Source organism: Brevibacterium sp. RIT 803 (assembly GCF_016892625.1).
Classification (GTDB): Bacteria; Actinomycetota; Actinomycetes; order Actinomycetales; family Brevibacteriaceae; genus Brevibacterium.
Genome location: NZ_JAFEMW010000001.1, coordinates 1 through 17310, shown reverse-complemented (window position 1 = coordinate 17310; position 17310 = coordinate 1). Strand labels below are relative to the sequence as shown.

14 protein-coding genes are annotated in these 17310 nt (G+C 61.3%); 10 read left to right on the top strand and 4 right to left on the bottom strand.

What is annotated here, in order from left to right:
• Window positions 1-25 precede the first annotated feature (25 nt).
• The 3 genes from JTF07_RS00070 to JTF07_RS00060 all read right to left on the bottom strand — a co-directional run bounded on the left by JTF07_RS00070 (window position 26) and on the right by JTF07_RS00060 (window position 3188).
• A complete protein-coding gene (locus tag JTF07_RS00070; protein ID WP_204232341.1) occupies window positions 26-1744 on the bottom strand; it encodes a DUF2075 domain-containing protein in 1719 nt (572 codons plus the stop codon).
• On the bottom strand, window positions 1731-2048 hold the full coding sequence (locus JTF07_RS00065; RefSeq protein ID WP_204232340.1) for a nucleotide pyrophosphohydrolase: 318 nt from the start codon (window positions 2046-2048) through the stop codon (window positions 1731-1733). The genes JTF07_RS00070 and JTF07_RS00065 overlap by 14 nt, the downstream gene beginning before the upstream one ends.
• 165 nt (window positions 2049-2213) lie before the next feature.
• On the bottom strand, window positions 2214-3188 hold the full coding sequence (locus JTF07_RS00060; RefSeq protein WP_204232339.1) for a quinone oxidoreductase family protein: 975 nt from the start codon (window positions 3186-3188) through the stop codon (window positions 2214-2216).
• Between the two features lie 44 nt (window positions 3189-3232).
• Here JTF07_RS00060 and argC point away from each other — a divergent pair, with 44 nt between their 5' ends.
• From argC to argH, 7 genes are all read left to right on the top strand, one after another.
• Complete coding sequence (gene argC / locus JTF07_RS00055; protein WP_204232338.1) at window positions 3233-4342, top strand: N-acetyl-gamma-glutamyl-phosphate reductase; 1110 nt, start codon at window positions 3233-3235, stop codon at window positions 4340-4342.
• Window positions 4339-5517: a bifunctional glutamate N-acetyltransferase/amino-acid acetyltransferase ArgJ gene (gene argJ, locus JTF07_RS00050; RefSeq protein WP_204232337.1), complete on the top strand. Its 1179-nt coding sequence runs from the start codon at window positions 4339-4341 to the stop codon at window positions 5515-5517. Before argC ends, argJ begins: the two co-directional genes overlap by 4 nt.
• The gene (gene argB, locus JTF07_RS00045) at window positions 5514-6515 is read left to right on the top strand and encodes an acetylglutamate kinase (RefSeq protein WP_252199202.1); all 1002 of its coding nucleotides are present in this window, start codon (window positions 5514-5516) and stop codon (window positions 6513-6515) included. The genes argJ and argB overlap by 4 nt, the downstream gene beginning before the upstream one ends.
• Window positions 6508-7725 carry an acetylornithine transaminase gene (locus tag JTF07_RS00040; RefSeq protein WP_204232336.1) on the top strand — a complete coding sequence of 406 codons (1218 nt, stop codon included), beginning with the start codon at window positions 6508-6510 and terminating at the stop codon, window positions 7723-7725. Before argB ends, JTF07_RS00040 begins: the two co-directional genes overlap by 8 nt.
• 93 nt (window positions 7726-7818) lie before the next feature.
• Complete coding sequence (gene argF, locus JTF07_RS00035; protein WP_204232335.1) at window positions 7819-8742, top strand: ornithine carbamoyltransferase; 924 nt, start codon at window positions 7819-7821, stop codon at window positions 8740-8742.
• A complete protein-coding gene (locus JTF07_RS00030) occupies window positions 8739-9272 on the top strand; it encodes an arginine repressor (RefSeq protein ID WP_204232334.1) in 534 nt (177 codons plus the stop codon). The genes argF and JTF07_RS00030 overlap by 4 nt, the downstream gene beginning before the upstream one ends.
• Window positions 9273-9348: 76 nt before the next feature.
• Window positions 9349-10770 carry an argininosuccinate lyase gene (gene argH / locus JTF07_RS00025; protein ID WP_204232333.1) on the top strand — a complete coding sequence of 474 codons (1422 nt, stop codon included), beginning with the start codon at window positions 9349-9351 and terminating at the stop codon, window positions 10768-10770.
• Window positions 10771-10820: 50 nt separating this feature from the next.
• Here argH and JTF07_RS00020 read toward each other — a convergent pair whose 3' ends face one another.
• On the bottom strand, window positions 10821-13922 hold the full coding sequence (locus JTF07_RS00020; RefSeq protein ID WP_252199201.1) for a DEAD/DEAH box helicase: 3102 nt from the start codon (window positions 13920-13922) through the stop codon (window positions 10821-10823).
• 457 nt (window positions 13923-14379) lie between these two features.
• Between JTF07_RS00020 and JTF07_RS00015 the strand changes: the two genes are divergently transcribed.
• The 3 genes from JTF07_RS00015 to JTF07_RS00005 all read left to right on the top strand — a co-directional run bounded on the left by JTF07_RS00015 (window position 14380) and on the right by JTF07_RS00005 (window position 17052).
• Window positions 14380-14856 (top strand): hypothetical protein, encoded by a 477-nt coding sequence (locus tag JTF07_RS00015; RefSeq protein ID WP_204232331.1) that lies wholly within the window; start codon window positions 14380-14382, stop codon window positions 14854-14856.
• Between the two features lie 209 nt (window positions 14857-15065).
• Window positions 15066-16352, top strand: coding sequence for a tyrosine--tRNA ligase (gene tyrS, locus JTF07_RS00010; protein ID WP_204232330.1), 1287 nt, complete (start codon window positions 15066-15068; stop codon window positions 16350-16352).
• Between the two features lie 298 nt (window positions 16353-16650).
• A complete protein-coding gene (locus tag JTF07_RS00005) occupies window positions 16651-17052 on the top strand; it encodes a YccF domain-containing protein (RefSeq protein ID WP_143922636.1) in 402 nt (133 codons plus the stop codon).
• Window positions 17053-17310: the final 258 nt, after the last annotated feature.

Sequence of the window (17310 nt, the reverse complement as noted above, 5' to 3'; positions counted from 1 at the left end):
ACTAGTGGTTGATTCGACCGGTGCCTCAGATAAATTCTTGAAGGCGCTCTCGCAGTGCGGTGTCGCAGACGTACACATATGTGCCGCGGATGCCTCGTGTGAGCAGCACACTGTAGATGTTCTTTACGTACTCGAGAAGGTCCGCATCTGAGTAGGTGATGCCGAGCTTCGGGTTATTCTCGCGGCCCTTCTTGTCGTGATAGTTGGCGCGGTCAAAGATGAGCTTGCCTGCGACTGGGTCGTAGCGGAGGTCATTGCCGACGATGGCTCCGACGTAGTTGAGGTCATACCCCTGCACAGTGTGGATCGATCCAACCTCATCGACTGACTTAGGGGAGTTGATCCAATCCGTCGTGGTCGAATTCCAGCGCATCTGCTGGCCGTCGAGTTCGATGTCGAACGCGGACTTGTCTTTCTTGCTCTTCCACGGCCAGGCGTACCCTGCGACGAGTCGAGAGAGCCCGCATTCCTCTTCGCGCTTCTGGAGCTCTCGTCTCATCTCTCCGAGATCAGTAAACAACCGCAGATCGTAGTTACCGAAGTTGTCGGGCGTTGTCGGTGGATTGTCGCTGAGCACCGACCGGATGTAGCCGACGTAATCTTTGTCTGCTGAGATCCGCATCTGGGTTTGGAGAGGATATAGTCGGCCCGCGGTTCTGGCCCGCGCTGCGATTTCCCTTGTCTTGGTTGCTGGTAGATCTGCAGGGCGGACCGTCTGGTTGACGTCAAGCATGAGGATCGAATGTCGACTCTGCTTCCTGATCCAATCCAACTGCGTCTTCTGCGGATCATCCCAGCCGAAGAGCTTCTCGTTGATTTCAATGAACTTCTTGTTGAGCGGCCCCGCTGCCTGATTTGCGCGCTGGTTGAGCCTATGAGCTTCATCGACGACGAGAAGATCGAACGGTTCTGTGCTCTCACCTACCTGGAACGGTGTCAACACCATGTTTTTGTGCAATCCGGGTGTCAGCTTGAACACCTTGGCGATTGAGTCTCGCAACGATTGCTGGGGCACGACGATTGCGAATCTGAGAGACTCGAGCAGCTCGGCATGTCCAGGCGTGAAATAGTCGCCGAAGATCGAATCGATGTCCAGGGGTTCTTCCGAATCATGCCGACGGATGTCTTCGAGCAACTTGAGCATATAGATGGCAATCACGGTCTTGCCGGTACCTGGGTTGCCTTCGACCACAACAGAGTTGTCGACGCCGCTTTCGAGGTCGGAAAAGAAGCCTTCGAGTATGTCATTAACGGCGGAAGCCTGATCATGGTTCAGCGCTTTGAAGGGTGAGAGCTTGAAGAGATCACTGTTGACGATCTGTGGGATCGTTCGTTGGAACAGCTCTTCCTGAGTTCGCAACTCTTCGAAGATCTGTCGGAACGTCTTGTTGTAGTTCTCTCGGTCGTAGTACTCAGCATCGGTGATGCCGGCGTTGAGGTTGAGGACCTGTCGGCTGCCGTCGCCATGGAACATTCGTATGAGGAATGACTCCAGATCGAGGCACGCTGATTTATTGAACGTGTCATCGAGAACGACTCTCACCGACTGGAGACTTCGTTTTGAGTCAGACTCGAGGTGCTGTCGCATCCGTCCCTCGACATTAAGCGACTCGCCGACGTAGACCTCTCTCTTATTGTTCATGACGTACACGACAGGCCAGTTCCGATGACGTGGATCGACGGGTCCCCATGCCTTGACCTGGTTGGCATCGAAGGGGAAGCGTTCGACCTTAAAGCTGGTCATATTTCACACTCGTGCCTCGAGCCTTCTCCACTGGGTACTTCTCGCGAGTCTTCGCCAGCTTGTCTAAAATGATGGTGTCGGGGTCAAGGTCCAATTTATCGGCCAGCAGCATGCAATACGTCAGCACATCTGCCAGCTCGTCCTTCGCGGAACCGAGGTCTGCATCACCCCATTGGAAACATTCGAGCAACTCTGCCGCTTCGATTGAAACGCTCTTCGCGAGATTCTCGGGGGTGTGGAACTGCTGCCAATCTCGTTCGGCCATGAACTGGCGCAATGTGTCACGAACAGAAACTTCATACATGGCTTTAAGGTATCAGCGACCCGTGACGTCTGGGCGGAACAAAGCAATACTGTGACAGCTGAGGTGTCGAAAGAGGGTGGATTTTGTGCTTCCGGCGGCATAAGAATTGGGGCCCAGAATCCTACATATTGATAGAAACCCTGAGCCCCAACTACAGACGACGAATCACACCGTCAGTACAACTTTCCCGGTAGTTTCCCGACCCTCAAGCGCCCGATGTGCATCCGCAGCGTCAGCCAGCGCAAACGTCGCACCCACCCGGAAGTTCAACCACCCGTGCTCGATGCCGTTGAACAACATCGCCGAGCGCTTGGCCAGTTCCTCCGACGATCGGACGAACCAGGCCAACGAAGGCCGCGATAGGAAGATTCCGCCCGAGGAGTTCAGCCTCTGGATGTCGAACGGCGGCACCTGACCTGAGGCTCCACCGAATAGGACCATTGATCCGAGTGGCTTCAGAGATGCGAGTGAGGCGTCGAAGGTGTCCTTGCCGACTCCGTCATAGGCGACTTCGACGCCCTCGCCGTCGGTGAGTTCCTTGACTTTCGCGGTCACGTCGACTCCATTGCCGTAGAGGAAGACTTCGTCGGCTCCGGCCTTCCGCGCCAGCTCGGCCTTTTCCTCGGTACTCACTGTCGAGATGACGTTGCCGCCCAGGTGCTTGATGATCTGCGTGAGCAACAGGCCGACACCGCCGGCGCCGGCATGGACGAGGGCAGTATGGCCGGGCTTGATCTCGTGTGAGCTTGTGGCCAGGTACTGGGCGGTCAGACCCTGCAGCGGCATCGCGGCGGCGACCTCGGTGCTCACACCCTCCGGCACCCGCAACAGGTTGTCGGTCTTGACGACGACCTGCGTCGCGTACGAGCCCGGGCCTTCGTGCCAGGCGACGCGATCGCCGACGGTCCAACTCGCCACTCCTTCGCCCACCTCAGCGATGTGACCGGTGCCCTCGGAGCCGACGATGTGCGGGTAGCTCATGGGATACGTGCCCGAACGACGATACGTGTCGATGAAGTTCACACCCGCGGCATCGACGTTAACGAGGACCTCACCAGGACCGGGCCGAGGAGTCTCGATCTCATTGAACTCGAGAACCTCGGGTCCACCTGCTCGCATCGCCTGAATAGCCTGGGTCATCACGCCTCCTGCATATAATTTAATGTGCTGGTATAGTTATACATATGATTGATCTTACGGTTGCCGTCTCCGGTGCCACCGGATACGCCGGGGGAGAGGTCCTCCGGCTGCTGAGCACTCACCCTCATCTCAACGTCACCACGGTGTGCGGACATTCCTCCGTGGGCGAGACGCTCGGCCGACATCAACCCCATCTTGCCCGATATTCCGATTTCGTGGTCAAGGAGTCCACCGCCGAGGTGCTCGCCGGCCACGATGTCGTCATCCTCGCCCTCCCACACGGCCAGTCCGGAGCAATCGCCGCCGACCTCGAAGAATCGAGCCCCGAGACACTCATCGTCGACCTCGCCGCCGACCACCGCCTCATCAGCGCCTCAGCCTGGGAGAAGTTCTACGGCTCTGAGCACCAGGGCACCTGGACCTACGGTCTGCCCGAACTGCTGACCGCCGGTGGAACGAAGCAGCGCGAAGCCCTTAAAGCCACCAAGCGCATTGCCGTTCCCGGCTGCAATGTCACCGCGGTGACGCTTGGGCTCGCCCCGCTCATCCAGGCCGGCCTCGCCGCACCTGCAGGGCTCAACGCAGTCCTGGCCAACGGAGTCTCCGGGGCCGGCAAAGCACTCAAGCCGCACCTCACCGCCGCCGAGGTCCTCGGCGATGCTTCCCCCTACGGCACAGGCGGCACACACCGGCACGTGCCCGAGATCGAGCAGAACCTCAACGGAGTCCTCGGCGCCGACGCCGCAGATGGCCCGACGCGGATCTCCTTCACCCCGACGCTCGTGCCCATGGCCCGCGGAATCCTCGCCACCATCACGGCCGACGCGGGGGAGCCCGCACCGAGAACCGCCGAGGGCCTCCTCGACGCAGCAGCACTGAAGGACCAGCTGGGCCAGGCTTTCGACCAGGCCTACGCCGACGAACCGTTCGTCCGTGTCCTGCCCGAAGGCCAGTGGCCGCGCACCTCATCGACGACCGGATCGAACCTCGCTCACGTCCAGTTCACCGTCGATGAACGGGCAGGCACGATCCTCGTGGTCGTGGCCCTGGACAACCTCGTCCGCGGCACCGCTGGCCAAGCACTGCAGTCCATCCACCTTGCCCTTGGTCTCGATGAGACCACCGCGCTTCCCCTTGAAGGAGTCGCCCCATGAGCGTGACAGCACCACTTGGCTTCACAGCCGCCGGCCTCACCGCCGGACTCAAACCCAGCGGGACCAAGGACCTCTCGCTCGTCATCAACACCGGCCCCGACACTGCCGTCGCCGCCGTCTACACCTCGAACCGCTGCAAGGCCAACCCCGTCCTGTGGTCCCAGAAGGTCTCCGCCAACGGTCAGGCCCGCGCCGTCGTCCTCAACTCCGGAGGAGCCAACTGCTACACCGGCGACTTCGGATACGAGACCACCACCCTGACCGCCCAGACCACCGCCGCACTCCTCACCGAAGCCGGCACCGCCACAGCGGCCGAAGACGTCCTCGTCTGCTCGACTGGACTCATCGGCGTCGGCGGTCAGGACTTCCGCGACACCATCATCGACAACCTCCCACCATTGGTGGCCGCAGCCGAGGACACGGTGGCCGGAGGCGAGCACGCCGCCGAGGCGATCATGACCACCGACACCGTGGCCAAGACCGCCACCCGCGAAGGCAGCAGCGGGTACACGATCGGCGGCATGGCCAAGGGCGCAGGAATGCTCGCCCCGGGATTGGCCACCATGCTCGTCGTCATCACCACCGACGCGAAGGTCGACCAGGCCGTGCTCGATCAGGCTCTGCGGGCCTCGACGAGTCAGAGCTTCGACCGCCTCGACACGGACGGGTGCATGTCGACGAACGACACCGTCATCCTCATGTCCTCCGGCGCCCACGAGGCAGCCGTCGATACAGATGAGTTCACGAGCCTGTTGCGCGAACTCTGCCTCGACCTCATGCACCAGCTCCACGTCGATGCCGAGGGCGCCCACCACGACATCGCCATCACCACGCAGGGTGCGGCCAGCGAGGCCGAGGCTGTCGAGGTCTCCCGGTCGGTGTCACGCTCGGCCCTGTTCAAGGCAGCGATCTTCGGTCAGGACCCGAACTGGGGACGTGTTGTTGCCCAGGTGGGTACCACCTCGGCGACCTTCGACCCCACGGCCATCGACGTGATCATCAACGGCACCGAGGTGTGCCGGGCCTCGGGACCCTATGAGGACCCGGAGAAGGTCGAATTCGGGCGCAACGTCGACGTCGTCATCGACCTCCACGCAGGAGATGCCACCGCCACGGTCTGGACCTCGGACCTCACCCACGATTACGTCGAAGAGAACAGCGCCTACTCCACATGAGCAACCCACACGACATGTCCACGAAGTCAACGGCCGCCCGGCTCGCCGCCGCCCAGGTCAAGGCCGAGGCCCTGACCGAGGCGCTGCCGTGGATCAAGACCTTCGCCGGTGCCACGATCGTCATCAAGTACGGCGGCAACGCGATGATCTCCCCGGAGCTGCAGCAGTCCTTCGCCGATGACATCGCGTTCCTGCGCTTCGCCGGCATCCGACCCGTCGTCGTCCACGGCGGCGGACCCCAGATCACCTCGATGCTGGCTCGCTTGGGTATTGAAAGCGAGTTCAAGGCAGGCCAGAGGGTCACCAGCGTTGAGGCCGCCGAGGTCATCCGCATGGTCCTCTCCGGCCAGGTCAACCGCGACATCGTCTCCCGCATCAACCAGAACGGCAACGCCGCGATCGGGCTCTCCGGTGAAGACGCGGACCTGCTTCTGGCGAACAAGACCCACGCCGAGGTTGACGGTGAGGTCATCGATCTCGGCCGGGTGGGCGAGATCGCCCAGGTCAACACCACCGTGCTCACCGAGCTACTCGATGCTGGGCGGGTGCCCGTCATCTGCTCGATCGCCTCGGAGATCGGTGGGGAGGCGGGCAAGCCGCTGAACATCAACGCAGACCTCGCCGCCTCCGCCGTGGCGAAAGCCTTGCGTGCGAACAAACTGATCATGCTCACCGATGTGCCCGGCCTCTACGCCAACTGGCCTGACACCTCGAGCCTGATCTCACGCATAGGACCGAAGAAGCTGCGCGAACTGCTGCCCAGCCTCGACGCGGGCATGATCCCCAAGATGACCGCGGCCCTCGAGGCCATCGAGCACGGGGTCCAACAGGCCCACATCATCGACGGCCGAATGGCACACTCACTCCTCCTCGAGGTCTTCACCTCCGAGGGCATCGGCACCATGGTCGAAGACACCGTCGTCGAACCCGCACCACTGGGTGACGGACACAAGGGCGAGGGACACGAGACAAGCACTGAGGAGACGAACGATGTATGAGACAAACGCTGTGACAGACCAGGCCCAGACCTGGCGCGATGACTTCTCCCGCGTCCTCTCACCGGTCTTCGGCTCACCCCAGCTCGATCTCGTCCGCGGCGAAGGAACCAAGGTCTGGGACGCCTCGGGCAAGGAATACCTCGACCTGCTGGCCGGCATTGCCGTCAATGCACTCGGCCACTGCCACCCCGCATGGGTCAAGGCCATCACCGAGCAGGCGTCGACGCTGGGCCACATTTCGAACTTCTTCACCTCCCCGCCGCAGATCGCACTCGCTGAGAAACTTCACGAGGTCCTCGACCTGCCCAGCGGTTCGGCCGTGTTCTTCTCAAACTCCGGCACCGAAGCCAACGAGGCCGCCTTCAAGATGGCCCGCCGCGCTGGGGGTGGATCACGACCGATCATCATCGCCATCGAGGGTGCCTTCCACGGTCGCACCATGGGTGCGCTCGCACTGACCGCCAAGGCAGCCTACCGAGAACCCTTCGCACCCGGAGTACCCGGCGTCGTCCATATTCCCTACGGGGACGTCGACGCGCTCGCCGCCGCCATCAACGACACCACTGCCGCCGTCTTCATCGAACCCATCCAGGGCGAGGTCGGAGTCCGGCAGCACCCGGCCGGCTACCTCACCAAGGTCCGCGAACTCACCCGCGAGGCCGGGGCCCTTCTCGTTCTCGACGAGGTCCAGTCCGGAGCGGCGCGGACCGGATCGTGGTTCGCCCACCAGGACCCGGAGATCGGCGAAGGCGTCGTCCCCGACATCATCACCTCGGCGAAGGGGCTGGGCGGGGGCATGCCGATCGGGGCCACCATCACCGTCGGCGATGCCAACACCAAACTCCTCGAGGCCGGACAGCACGGGACCACCTTCGGCGGAAACCCCATCGCCTGCGCGGCGGGACTGGCCGTACTCGAAACCATCGAGACCGACAACCTGCTCGCCCACACCCGGGTCACAGGCGAATGGCTCACCGAACAGCTGCTGGAAATCGACGGCATCGAGAAGGTCACCGGCACAGGACTGCTCCTCGGCCTCGAACTGGCCGAGGGCCTCGATGAGAAGGCGATCGCTGCCCGCGCGCTCGAGGCCGGGTTCATCATCAACCCCGTCGCACCCGGACGCCTGCGCCTGGCACCACCGCTGATCATCACGAAAGACGATCTCGCACCGTTCCTGACCGCCCTGCCCGGACTGCTGCACGGCTGAACACGTTCGCCGCCCACCTAGCGGCCACCTCGGCGACCGGGTCATCCACACTCGTAGCCCGGTTGCCCCACACGGACTGACAAAGGACACACCATGACACGGCATTTCCTCAAGGACACCGACCTCACCCCGGCCGAACAAGCACAAGTCCTCGACCTCGCGGTTGAGCTCAAAGCAGCCCCGTACTCGCGCACCCCGCTGGCCGGACCGCAGACCGCGGCCGTCATCTTCGACAAGACCTCAACGCGGACCCGCGTGTCCTTTGCCGCCGGGATCGCCGCCCTTGGCGGGCAGCCGCTCATCGTCAACCCCGGTGAGGCGCAGCTGGGGCACAAGGAATCCATCGCCGACACCGCCCAGGTGATGTCGCGCATGGTCTCGGCCATCGTCTGGCGCACCTACGCCCAAGCAGGCCTGGAAGAGATGGCCGAGAACTCATCCGTCCCGGTCATCAACTCACTCTCCGATGACTACCATCCCTGCCAGATCCTGGCCGACCTGCTCACCATCCGCGAACACCGCGGCGACGTCGCCGGGCAGACCATGACCTACTACGGCGACGGGGCCAACAACATGGCCAACTCCTACGTCCTCGGCGGAGTCAACGCCGGCATGCACGTGCGCATCGCCGCCCCCGCCGACTACCAACCGGCCGAGGCCATCATTGCCGAGGCCAACGAACTCGCCCAGACCACCGGCGGCTCCGTCACGGTCACCGACGATCCCGTGGCTGCCGCCCAGGGCGCCGATGTCCTCGTCACCGACACCTGGGTGTCCATGGGCCAGGATTCGGCCGGACGCGATGACGAAGCCTCACCCTTCGTGAAGTACCAGGTCTCCCAGGAGCTCATGAACCTGGGCAACGACCCGATCTTCCTCCATTGCCTGCCGGCCTACCGGGGCAAAGAGGTCACGGCCGAGGTCATCGACGGCCCCGCCTCGGTGGTCTTCGATGAAGCAGAGAACCGCCTGCACGCGCAGAAGGCACTCATGACATTCCTCCTGGAGACGCGATGAGCGACAACGCCACATCACCGACGAACTCGGCGCCGCTGACGAAGACCGCGCGGCAACAGAAGATCATCGATCTCATCACCCGCAAATCCGTGCATTCCCAGATCGACCTGGCCGAGAACCTGGCGACGATGGGCATCACCGTCACCCAGGCGACACTCTCACGAGACCTCGCCGAGGTGGGGGCCGTGAAGATCCGGTCCACCGCCGGATCCGTCTACGCTGTCCCCGGTGAGGGCGGGGACCGGAGCCTGCAGCAGTCCACGGGCGACAGCCTCGATGCGAAGCTGCCGAGGCTGCTCGAAGAGCTCCTCGTCTCCGCAGCGGCTCAGAAGGACATGGTCGTTCTGCGCACCCCGCCCGGAGCCGCCCAATATTTGGCCTCGGCGATCGACCGCTCCTCGATGACCGGGATCTTCGGCACCATCGCCGGCGATGACACTGTTCTCGTCATTGCCGACTCCACAGTCGGGGGACAAGCCTTGGCGGAGACGTTCCTCGAATACGCAGCTGGCGGCCTCGGCGAGGGCTGAAGCCTGAGACAATGACAACGAACGATGACGAAAAGACCGGTGACGTGGAAGCGACAACGGTGGGGAAGGACCTTTTGTGAGCGAACGACTGAGCCTATGGGGCGGACGATTCTCGGACGGCCCGGCCGATGCACTGGCCGCGTTGAGCAAGTCGACGGACTTCGACTGGCGCCTGGCCCACTACGACATCGCCGGTTCGAAGGCCCACGCAAAGGTGCTGCACCGCTCGGGTCTGCTGGACGATGACGAGCTGCAGGGCATGACCGAGGCACTTGACGAACTCGGCCGCCGCGTCGAAACGGGCGAATACGTTGCCGCAGAATCGGATGAGGACGTCCATTCCTCACTCGAGCGCGGACTCATCGAGATCGCCGGCCCTGACCTTGGCGGAAAACTGCGTGCCGGCCGGTCCCGCAACGACCAGATCGCGACCCTGGGACGCATGTACCTGCGCGATCACGCTCGTGATCTGGCCAGCCTGGTCCTCGACGCCGTCGACGTCCTCATCGCCCAGGCTGAAGAGCACCCCGAAGCGCCGATGCCCGGTCGCACCCACCTGCAGCACGCACAGCCTGTGCTCCTGGCCCACCACCTGCTGGCCCACGCATGGCCATTGGTGCGCGACGTTGCCCGGTTCGTCGACTTCGATGAGCGCGCCGGAATCTCCGCCTATGGTTCGGGGGCCCTGGCCGGATCATCGCTGGGTCTTGACCCGCAGGCTGTGGCCGCAGACCTGGGCTTCAACGACTCGGCAGAGAACTCGATCGACGGCACCGCAGGTCGCGACGTCTTCGCCGAATACCTGTTCATCACCACGATGATCGGCATCAACCTCTCCCGTCTGAGCGAAGAAGTCATCGCCTGGGCGACCAAGGAATTCTCCTTCGTCACGCTCCACGATGCGTACTCGACCGGGTCCTCGATCATGCCGCAGAAGAAGAACCCCGACGTCGCTGAGCTGACCCGCGGCAAATCAGGACGCCTCATCGGTGACCTCACCGGGCTGCTCTCAACGCTCAAGGCACTGCCGCTGGCCTACAACCGTGACCTGCAGGAAGACAAAGAGCCAGTCTTCGACGCCACCGACACCCTCGAACTTCTGCTCCCGGCCTTCACCGGCATGGTCGCCACGTTGAAGTTCAACACCGAACGCATGGCCTACCTGGCACCACGCGGATTCGCCCTTGCCACGGACATCGCCGAATGGCTCGTCCGCAAGGGCGTGCCCTTCCGCATCGCCCATGAACTCTCCGGGGAATGTGTGCAGTTGGCCGAGTCGAAGGATGCCGAGCTGTGGGATCTCACAGACGAAGAATTCGCCGGCATCTCCGAACACCTGACGCCAGACGTCCGTGAAGTGCTCACCACGCTCGGATCGATCGACTCCCGCAGCTCCAAGGGCGGAACAGCGCGGTCCGCCGTGGACCAGCAGCTGGCCAACGCCAAGGCCGAGGTTGCAAAGCTGCGCGAGTTCGCCGATTCGGCTCGGAGCGTGTGACGCCCAAGACTTTACGAAATCGTTGCTCCGGATACTCGCCGGGGAATCAGTCAGCGCCGCTCAGGTCGCTCAATGATCGGGGCGGCGCGTGATTTCCGGGCTTGGTCCCTGTGCTGGCCGAGGCTGTGGGACAACTGTCTGAAATAGTTGTTCTTCGCCCACGCTGCTTCGTCACCGATAACATAAAGTCGCCGTTGGGCTCGGCTGACAGCCACGTTGACGAGGTTGACCGACTGCGCGGCCCATGCTTGTGCTCCTGGCTTATCAGGGTCTCCACCGAGGACGAAGACCACCACTGATGCCTCCCGCCCCTGAGCGGTGTGGATGGTCCCTGCTTGAAGGCCGGGGTAGTGGTTCGTCAGTGACCGCAACTTGTCGGCGACGGCTCTGAACGGTGAGATCGCAATGACGTCGGATGGTTCGACCCCCATCTTCTTCAGATGATCGAGGGCGTTTCGCAACCGATCGATCTGATTGAGCTGAAGATGCGTACCTGACACTGTGGCGGGCTCATCAGCCCAGAAGCTGGGGAAGATGTTGTAGCCATCGGGCAGATCGAAACAACCAGTCTTGTCTGGGGCGTCGACCCGGCTGCCGAACCCCTTGACCATGATGCCTTCATACGCCAGATGATTGCTGATGCTGAACATCGGGTCATCGCAGCGGCGATGCACCCGCAGCGGAGCACTCACCCAAACGTCTTCGCCGTCTTGCCTAAGAGTTGTCCCATGGATGGAAATGCGATCAGCAAGGGTCTGTACGGACGCTGCGGGCGGGCGCCATGAGCTCGAGACTCCGAGCGTCGTCGCGATGTCTCCCTGGACTTTGTTGGGGATGGTCACGACCGGCTGCAGTTGAAGCGGATCGCCGACAGCAATTACTCGTTGTGCTCTCCAGATTGAACCGGCTGCGTACTGCGGCGCTGCCTGTCCGGCTTCGTCGATGAACAGCCAACCAAAGGAGTCTTTGCCGAGAGCATCGAACATGCGACCGGCAGAGGCAAAGGTCGTGGACACGAGAGGGACTGCGAGAAAGAACAGTTGCCACGCCGCAAGTATCTTCTCGGACTCGAGCTTGGCAGGATGGTCGGCACCGACGACTGACAATGCGGCTCGAAGTCCGTTGCGCATCTTCTTGCCGGCAGCGACCATGAAGTTCTCATGGAGCTTCAGCGCCTCGAAAAAGAGTTCGGACCGTGCCTCATCTAGCTTTTCGCTGAGCCACGGAGCTTGCAGTTCTCGCGCCTCGCCAGTCCAGCCGTTGCCCGGATACGAATTGCCATATCTGGCCTCGTCATCCCTGCAGCGAGCAGTGAGTTGCTGCAACTCGGTCCTGGCGCTGTTGAGGTCGGACTCCGTGCGAGTCAGATTCTCAGCCTTGTCATGAAACGTGATCTGAAGCTGTTCACGTTGTTGACTGATCTGTGACAGTTGATCTTCGGTGGCAAGAAGTGCGCGAGAAAACTCATCCAGAGTCCCTCTCCACGGGCGCAGTGCTCGTCCCCAGGAAAAGATGATTTCGAAGATTCCTGGCTTCGCTTCGACGTGTTTTCTGTATGCAGCGAATGCATGGTCGCGTCGTTCCGTAGCCTCGCGTTCGTGTCGCAGACTTTGACTTAGTGACTGCTGAACATCGTTGAGCCGGGCCTGAATGTGTTCTAGCTGCTGTTCGAGACGCTGAACGTTGACGCGGGTCGGTTCCAAAGATTCCAGACGTTCTTGTGCAGACTGTGCTTGCGAAATGAGGTTATCGACCTGTCTTTCGGCCTGGAAGAACGAGTTCTTTGCGTCGGCCCAAGTCGGCCAGTGCGTCCTTTCTTCGTGGCGCTGACGCAGAGTCTCATCGAGGCCGAGGCAACCTCCTTCAACGAGCTTCCATGTCTTGGGGTCGCGTTCGCCGAACCAGAAGTCACTGCGGAAGCCCTTGCGGTTGCTCTTGTTCCCCAGTCGGGCTGCGATTGTGCCCCAGGCAGATGTCTCGGTTTCTGAAGCCTTCTTCTTCGAATCGCGCTGCAGGAGAAAGGTAGCAATGTCGGAAAAATAGTCGGCTGTGTCGTGCCATTGTTTCGCGATGGCCTCTGTCGCCGGTACCTCGAACGAAATGTTTTCCACTGCAGAGTTGTTCGCCGAGGCAACGACCATTTCGAACCCGGTGAGTTCGGGTCTTAACTGCGGGACTTTGGACTCATACTTCTCGCCGACGTTCCATGTATGGACCGTGTCGGTGAATGCGTCTGCAGCTTTCGGCAGGGCCGCGAGTCGACGGGCGCGTTCCACGACGTTTCCAGCCAGGACATCGCGGAGCATCGTCGTCTTTCCGGTACCCGGTGGCCCGTTGACGCCCATGATTCCCTGCGCGGTGGAGAAGTTTCCTAGAGCCTGATTGACAGAGAACTGCTGGCTGAGTGCGAGATGGTGTGACGGATTGGATGGCCAACGGCCCTTCGGCAGATGGTCCATTGAGGTAGCAGCGTCAACCGTTGACGGGGAGTCCATGACGTCGATGCGGTGGTTCAAAGGAAGGGCTTCATCTCGGGTGAGGTAGGTAGCCAGTGCCTCGCCCAATTCGCCTTGGGCCGATTGTTTGCGAACGCGACTGAGGTCATCGAGGAAGAAGCTGTTGAGGAAATCCGTCTCGGCGGTTTCCTCCGCTCTCCTCGCCGAGACTGCTCGGCTTTCGATGACGACATCGTCGGTCGCCAGTTCAGTGAGTCCATTGATTCCCGAGCATCGGTGAGCCACCTTGAGAAGCTCCTGGATGAAGTTTCCGTCAATCGGGGGCGGGGGAGGAGCTACAATCTCCGCAGACTGGTGACGGTGATCTAGTGTCTTCGTGAACTCTTCTATTCGCTGACTTTCTCGGTTCTCGACAGCCTCGGCGAAAGACGAGCGTGCGGTGTCGAATCCTTCTGCCCAGTTCGGGTCGGACGGACCTCGGTTGGTGGCACGTCCTGTAGCCCAGAGCGCCGATGACAATATTGGAGACTCATTGACTAGCTGCCCGCGGTGGTCGACGAGGAGGCCGGCGCACGCGCTCTTCCCAGGCTGTCGTTCGTCGTAGACATCTGCATCATCGTGAAAGACCTTGTGCAGGGACTCGTAAATGTCAGCCAGTGAATATACCCCGAGGTAGACCGTATGTGTCCAGACCATCTTCGTTCCGCCGTTATTCTGTGGTGGCGGGAGGCTGTCCCAGGGCAAGCCATTGCCTGGAAGCCAGGAGATGACCTGTTCATGCGGAGAGTCAGGAGTCAATCGTTTCGCGGCCGGCACCTTCTGTGGACTGAAAAGCTCCAATAGCCACCAGAACTTGAGTATTCGTAGCTGTTCGTCCGTTGCCCGTCGACTCCTCATGCCTCCATTCTGCACAATATTGACATCCGATCTTGTCTGTTCCGGATTCCGGGGAAAGTTGTCGATACCGTGACACGCGTGTCCTCACCTGTCTGTATTCGGAACTGGTGAAAATCGACCTTGTGTTCTGATTATGAGAACGTAACGTAAGCATCACACCTTGACGAGTCGCGGTGGAACGCGAGGAAACCGCGTTGTGGGTAGGCACGCCTAACTGATTCGCTGACGAAACAACTTACTTTGTGGGAGCACGATAGTGAGCAACGACGAACTGCGCTACACGACGATCGACGAGGCTCAGCCTCGCGCTCCTCGATGGCCAGCGACGTCTTTTGAGCCCGCTGTGAAAGCTATCGCGGTCGGTGCCTGGTGCACTATCCGTTTGTCACCTCGGCCTCGACTGGGACATTGCAACTTGTCGGTGAAGATTGACGAGTTCGCGGACTTGTCGGATGGGTCGCGAGTCTCGATGCGCTGGGATCGGGGAGTGACTGCGAGCTGGGACAACAGTGATGGAGATAGCAGCCTGTCTGAGGCGGAATTGCTCATGCACGTTGAAGGCGGCCTGCTGCCCGACGAAGGTGAGCACGCAGAAGTGCGCCACTCCCGGTCGTGGCACACCTACGCACGGTTGCTTACGGAGATGGGGGTAGCAATGAGCGCGGAGAAGCTGAAGGTATTGCCGTACATTATTGAGTATTCTCCCGAGCTTCAGTCGGAATTGAACAACTGACAGCACTGAGAATTTGACGAAGTGGCGGAGTCACCCAAACAATCTGCTCACCCATCGTCCTTGAACGAGATCACGCTATGCGGCATTCCACGTTCGGCATAGCCCATGTCAGCTCTACTGCGGCCAATGGCACACCCACCTCGGTGAGCACGTAGAATCGACTTCGTCGGCTTCTCGCCGACACTTCATACACATCTGAAAGGACCGAAGTGACCGACATCTTCAGTGAACTCAAGGCCCGTGGCCTCGTCTCGGTTTCGACCGACGAAGCCGCCCTGCAGAAGGCTCTCAATGAGGAATCGCTGACCTATTATGTCGGTTTCGATCCCACCGCACCCAGCCTGCACATGGGCAACCTGGTCCAGCTCATCACCGCCGCGCGTCTGCAGAAGGCAGGGCACAACCCCCTGGCCCTCGTCGGCGGAGCAACCGGGCTCATCGGTGACCCCCGCATGTCGGGAGAGCGCACGCTCAACCCGCGCGAGGTCGTCGAGGAATGGTTGGAAAAGATCCGGGCACAGGTCGAGAAGTTCCTCGACTTCACTGGCCCGAACGCCGCCCAGGTCGTGAACAACTACGACTGGACATCCGAGATGTCGGCCATCGATTTCCTTCGCGACATCGGCAAGCACTTCCCGATGAACCGGATGCTGGCCAAGGAGTCAGTCTCGGCTCGCCTCAACAGCGAAGCGGGAATCTCCTTCACGGAGTTCTCGTACCAGGTGCTGCAGGGCAACGACTACCTCGAACTCCACCGCCGCTACGGCTGCTCCCTGCAGACCGGTGGCTCCGACCAATGGGGGAACCTGACCTCCGGCGTTGATCTCATCCGTCGCGTCGAACAGCACAGTGTCCATGCCCTGGCCACACCGCTGATTACCAAGGCCGATGGCACCAAGTTCGGCAAGACCGAGTCCGGCACCGTGTGGTTGGACGAGAGCCTGACCAGCCCATACGCGTTCAGCCAGTTCTGGCTCAATGCTGATGACCGCGACGTCGTGAAATACCTCAAGGTGTTCTCATTCCGGTCCCTCGAGGAGATCGAGCAGATCGAGGCTGAGTTCACCGCGGCACCACACACGCGCCTGGCGCAGAAGGTGCTGGCCGAGGATGTGACGACCTTGGTCCACGGTAAGGAGAAGTACGAGCAGGCGATCGCAGCGGCCTCTGCCCTGTTCGGTGGGGGAGAGCTTGCCAGTCTCGACGCCTCCACCTTGGGGGCCGCGACATCCGAACTGCCTCGAGGTGATGTCAGCTCGACGCAGCTGGCGCAGGGCATGCCCGTTGCCGATGCGTTCGTTGCTGCCGGCATCGTGAAGTCCAAGGGCGAGGCACGCCGAGCCATCAAGGACGGCGGCGCCTACGTCAACAACGTCAAGGTCACCGGTGACGACCAGACCCTGACCCTCGCCGAGGTGCTCCCCACCGACGGCGGAGGAGTGATCCTCCTGCGTCGGGGAAAGAAAACCCTGGGAGCAGTTGACATCATCAGCTGAGCTCCATGATTGCCGACGACACCGTGTCCTTGATCGATTCGAGGGCACGGTGTCGTCGTATTCACCATCGACACTTTGAAATCCCCGTAATCGACGGCGAGCTGCAATGGACAAGCGAACGGCTTGTGACTGTCGATAACAAGCCATTCGCTTGTATCGGTACGCGGGTTGGCGCGTAGAGACTTCGGGAGGTCGAAGCTCTGGGGGATGTCATTCGTGAGATATCTGGACAGCCTCATGGCATCAACGCGAGCAGTGACCGAGACTGGACAGAGGACATCGTCGAAACGAGGAGAACATGCGCACGCTGCTCAACATCATCTGGTTCATCTTCAGCGGACTATGGCTGGCACTCGGCTACTACCTCGCCGGCATCATCTGTTGCATCCTCATTGTCACCATCCCCTGGGGGATCGCCTCCTTCCGGATCGGCAACTATGCGCTCTGGCCCTTCGGTCGCGAGGTCATCGAAACGAGGCCAGCGGGTATCGCAACGACGTTGGGCAACATCATCTGGGTGATCGTCGCCGGCATATGGCTGGCCATCGGGCACGTGGTGACCTCGATCCCGCTCTTCGTCTCGATCATCGGCATTCCCCTGGGATGGGCGAACCTCAAACTCATCCCCGTGTCTCTCATGCCATTGGGCAAGGAGATCGTCGACAGTGACTCCCTCATGCCCGGATACCGCGGAGCCTGAACGTCCGCGCACTGTCTTGAGGGCCTCGCGCAGCACTCGATCCCCGGTTTTCCGGGGGAGGAGGCCCTCGCATCGTTCCTGGTGACGGGCGTCACGCTCAGTTTTCCGGTTTCGAGTTGCACGCACCAGTGAGCCTGGTCTAGAGTTGTATCTCGTTGCCCCGCAGAAAACGAACTCTTCGAGAACAGTTTTCACCCGGTATGACCAGCACAAACACAGTTTGGGTTGATCGTTCACAGGATGCGGGATGACAACGAA

Excerpts from the sequence above, each read along its gene's own strand:
- argB (WP_252199202.1), top strand. The coding sequence starts at position 5,514 with ATGAGCAACCCACACGACATGTCCACGAAGTCAACGGCCGCCCGGCTC.
- JTF07_RS00020 (WP_252199201.1), bottom strand. The coding sequence starts at position 13,922 with ATGGTCTGGACACATACGGTCTACCTCGGGGTATATTCACTGGCTGAC.
- JTF07_RS00040 (WP_204232336.1), top strand. The coding sequence starts at position 6,508 with ATGTATGAGACAAACGCTGTGACAGACCAGGCCCAGACCTGGCGCGAT.
- JTF07_RS00030 (WP_204232334.1), top strand. The coding sequence starts at position 8,739 with ATGAGCGACAACGCCACATCACCGACGAACTCGGCGCCGCTGACGAAG.
- JTF07_RS00065 (WP_204232340.1), bottom strand. The coding sequence starts at position 2,048 with ATGTATGAAGTTTCTGTTCGTGACACATTGCGCCAGTTCATGGCCGAA.
- argF (WP_204232335.1), top strand. The coding sequence starts at position 7,819 with ATGACACGGCATTTCCTCAAGGACACCGACCTCACCCCGGCCGAACAA.
- argC (WP_204232338.1), top strand. The coding sequence starts at position 3,233 with ATGATTGATCTTACGGTTGCCGTCTCCGGTGCCACCGGATACGCCGGG.
- JTF07_RS00005 (WP_143922636.1), top strand. The coding sequence starts at position 16,651 with ATGCGCACGCTGCTCAACATCATCTGGTTCATCTTCAGCGGACTATGG.
- JTF07_RS00070 (WP_204232341.1), bottom strand. The coding sequence starts at position 1,744 with ATGACCAGCTTTAAGGTCGAACGCTTCCCCTTCGATGCCAACCAGGTC.
- JTF07_RS00060 (WP_204232339.1), bottom strand. The coding sequence starts at position 3,188 with ATGACCCAGGCTATTCAGGCGATGCGAGCAGGTGGACCCGAGGTTCTC.
- argJ (WP_204232337.1), top strand. The coding sequence starts at position 4,339 with ATGAGCGTGACAGCACCACTTGGCTTCACAGCCGCCGGCCTCACCGCC.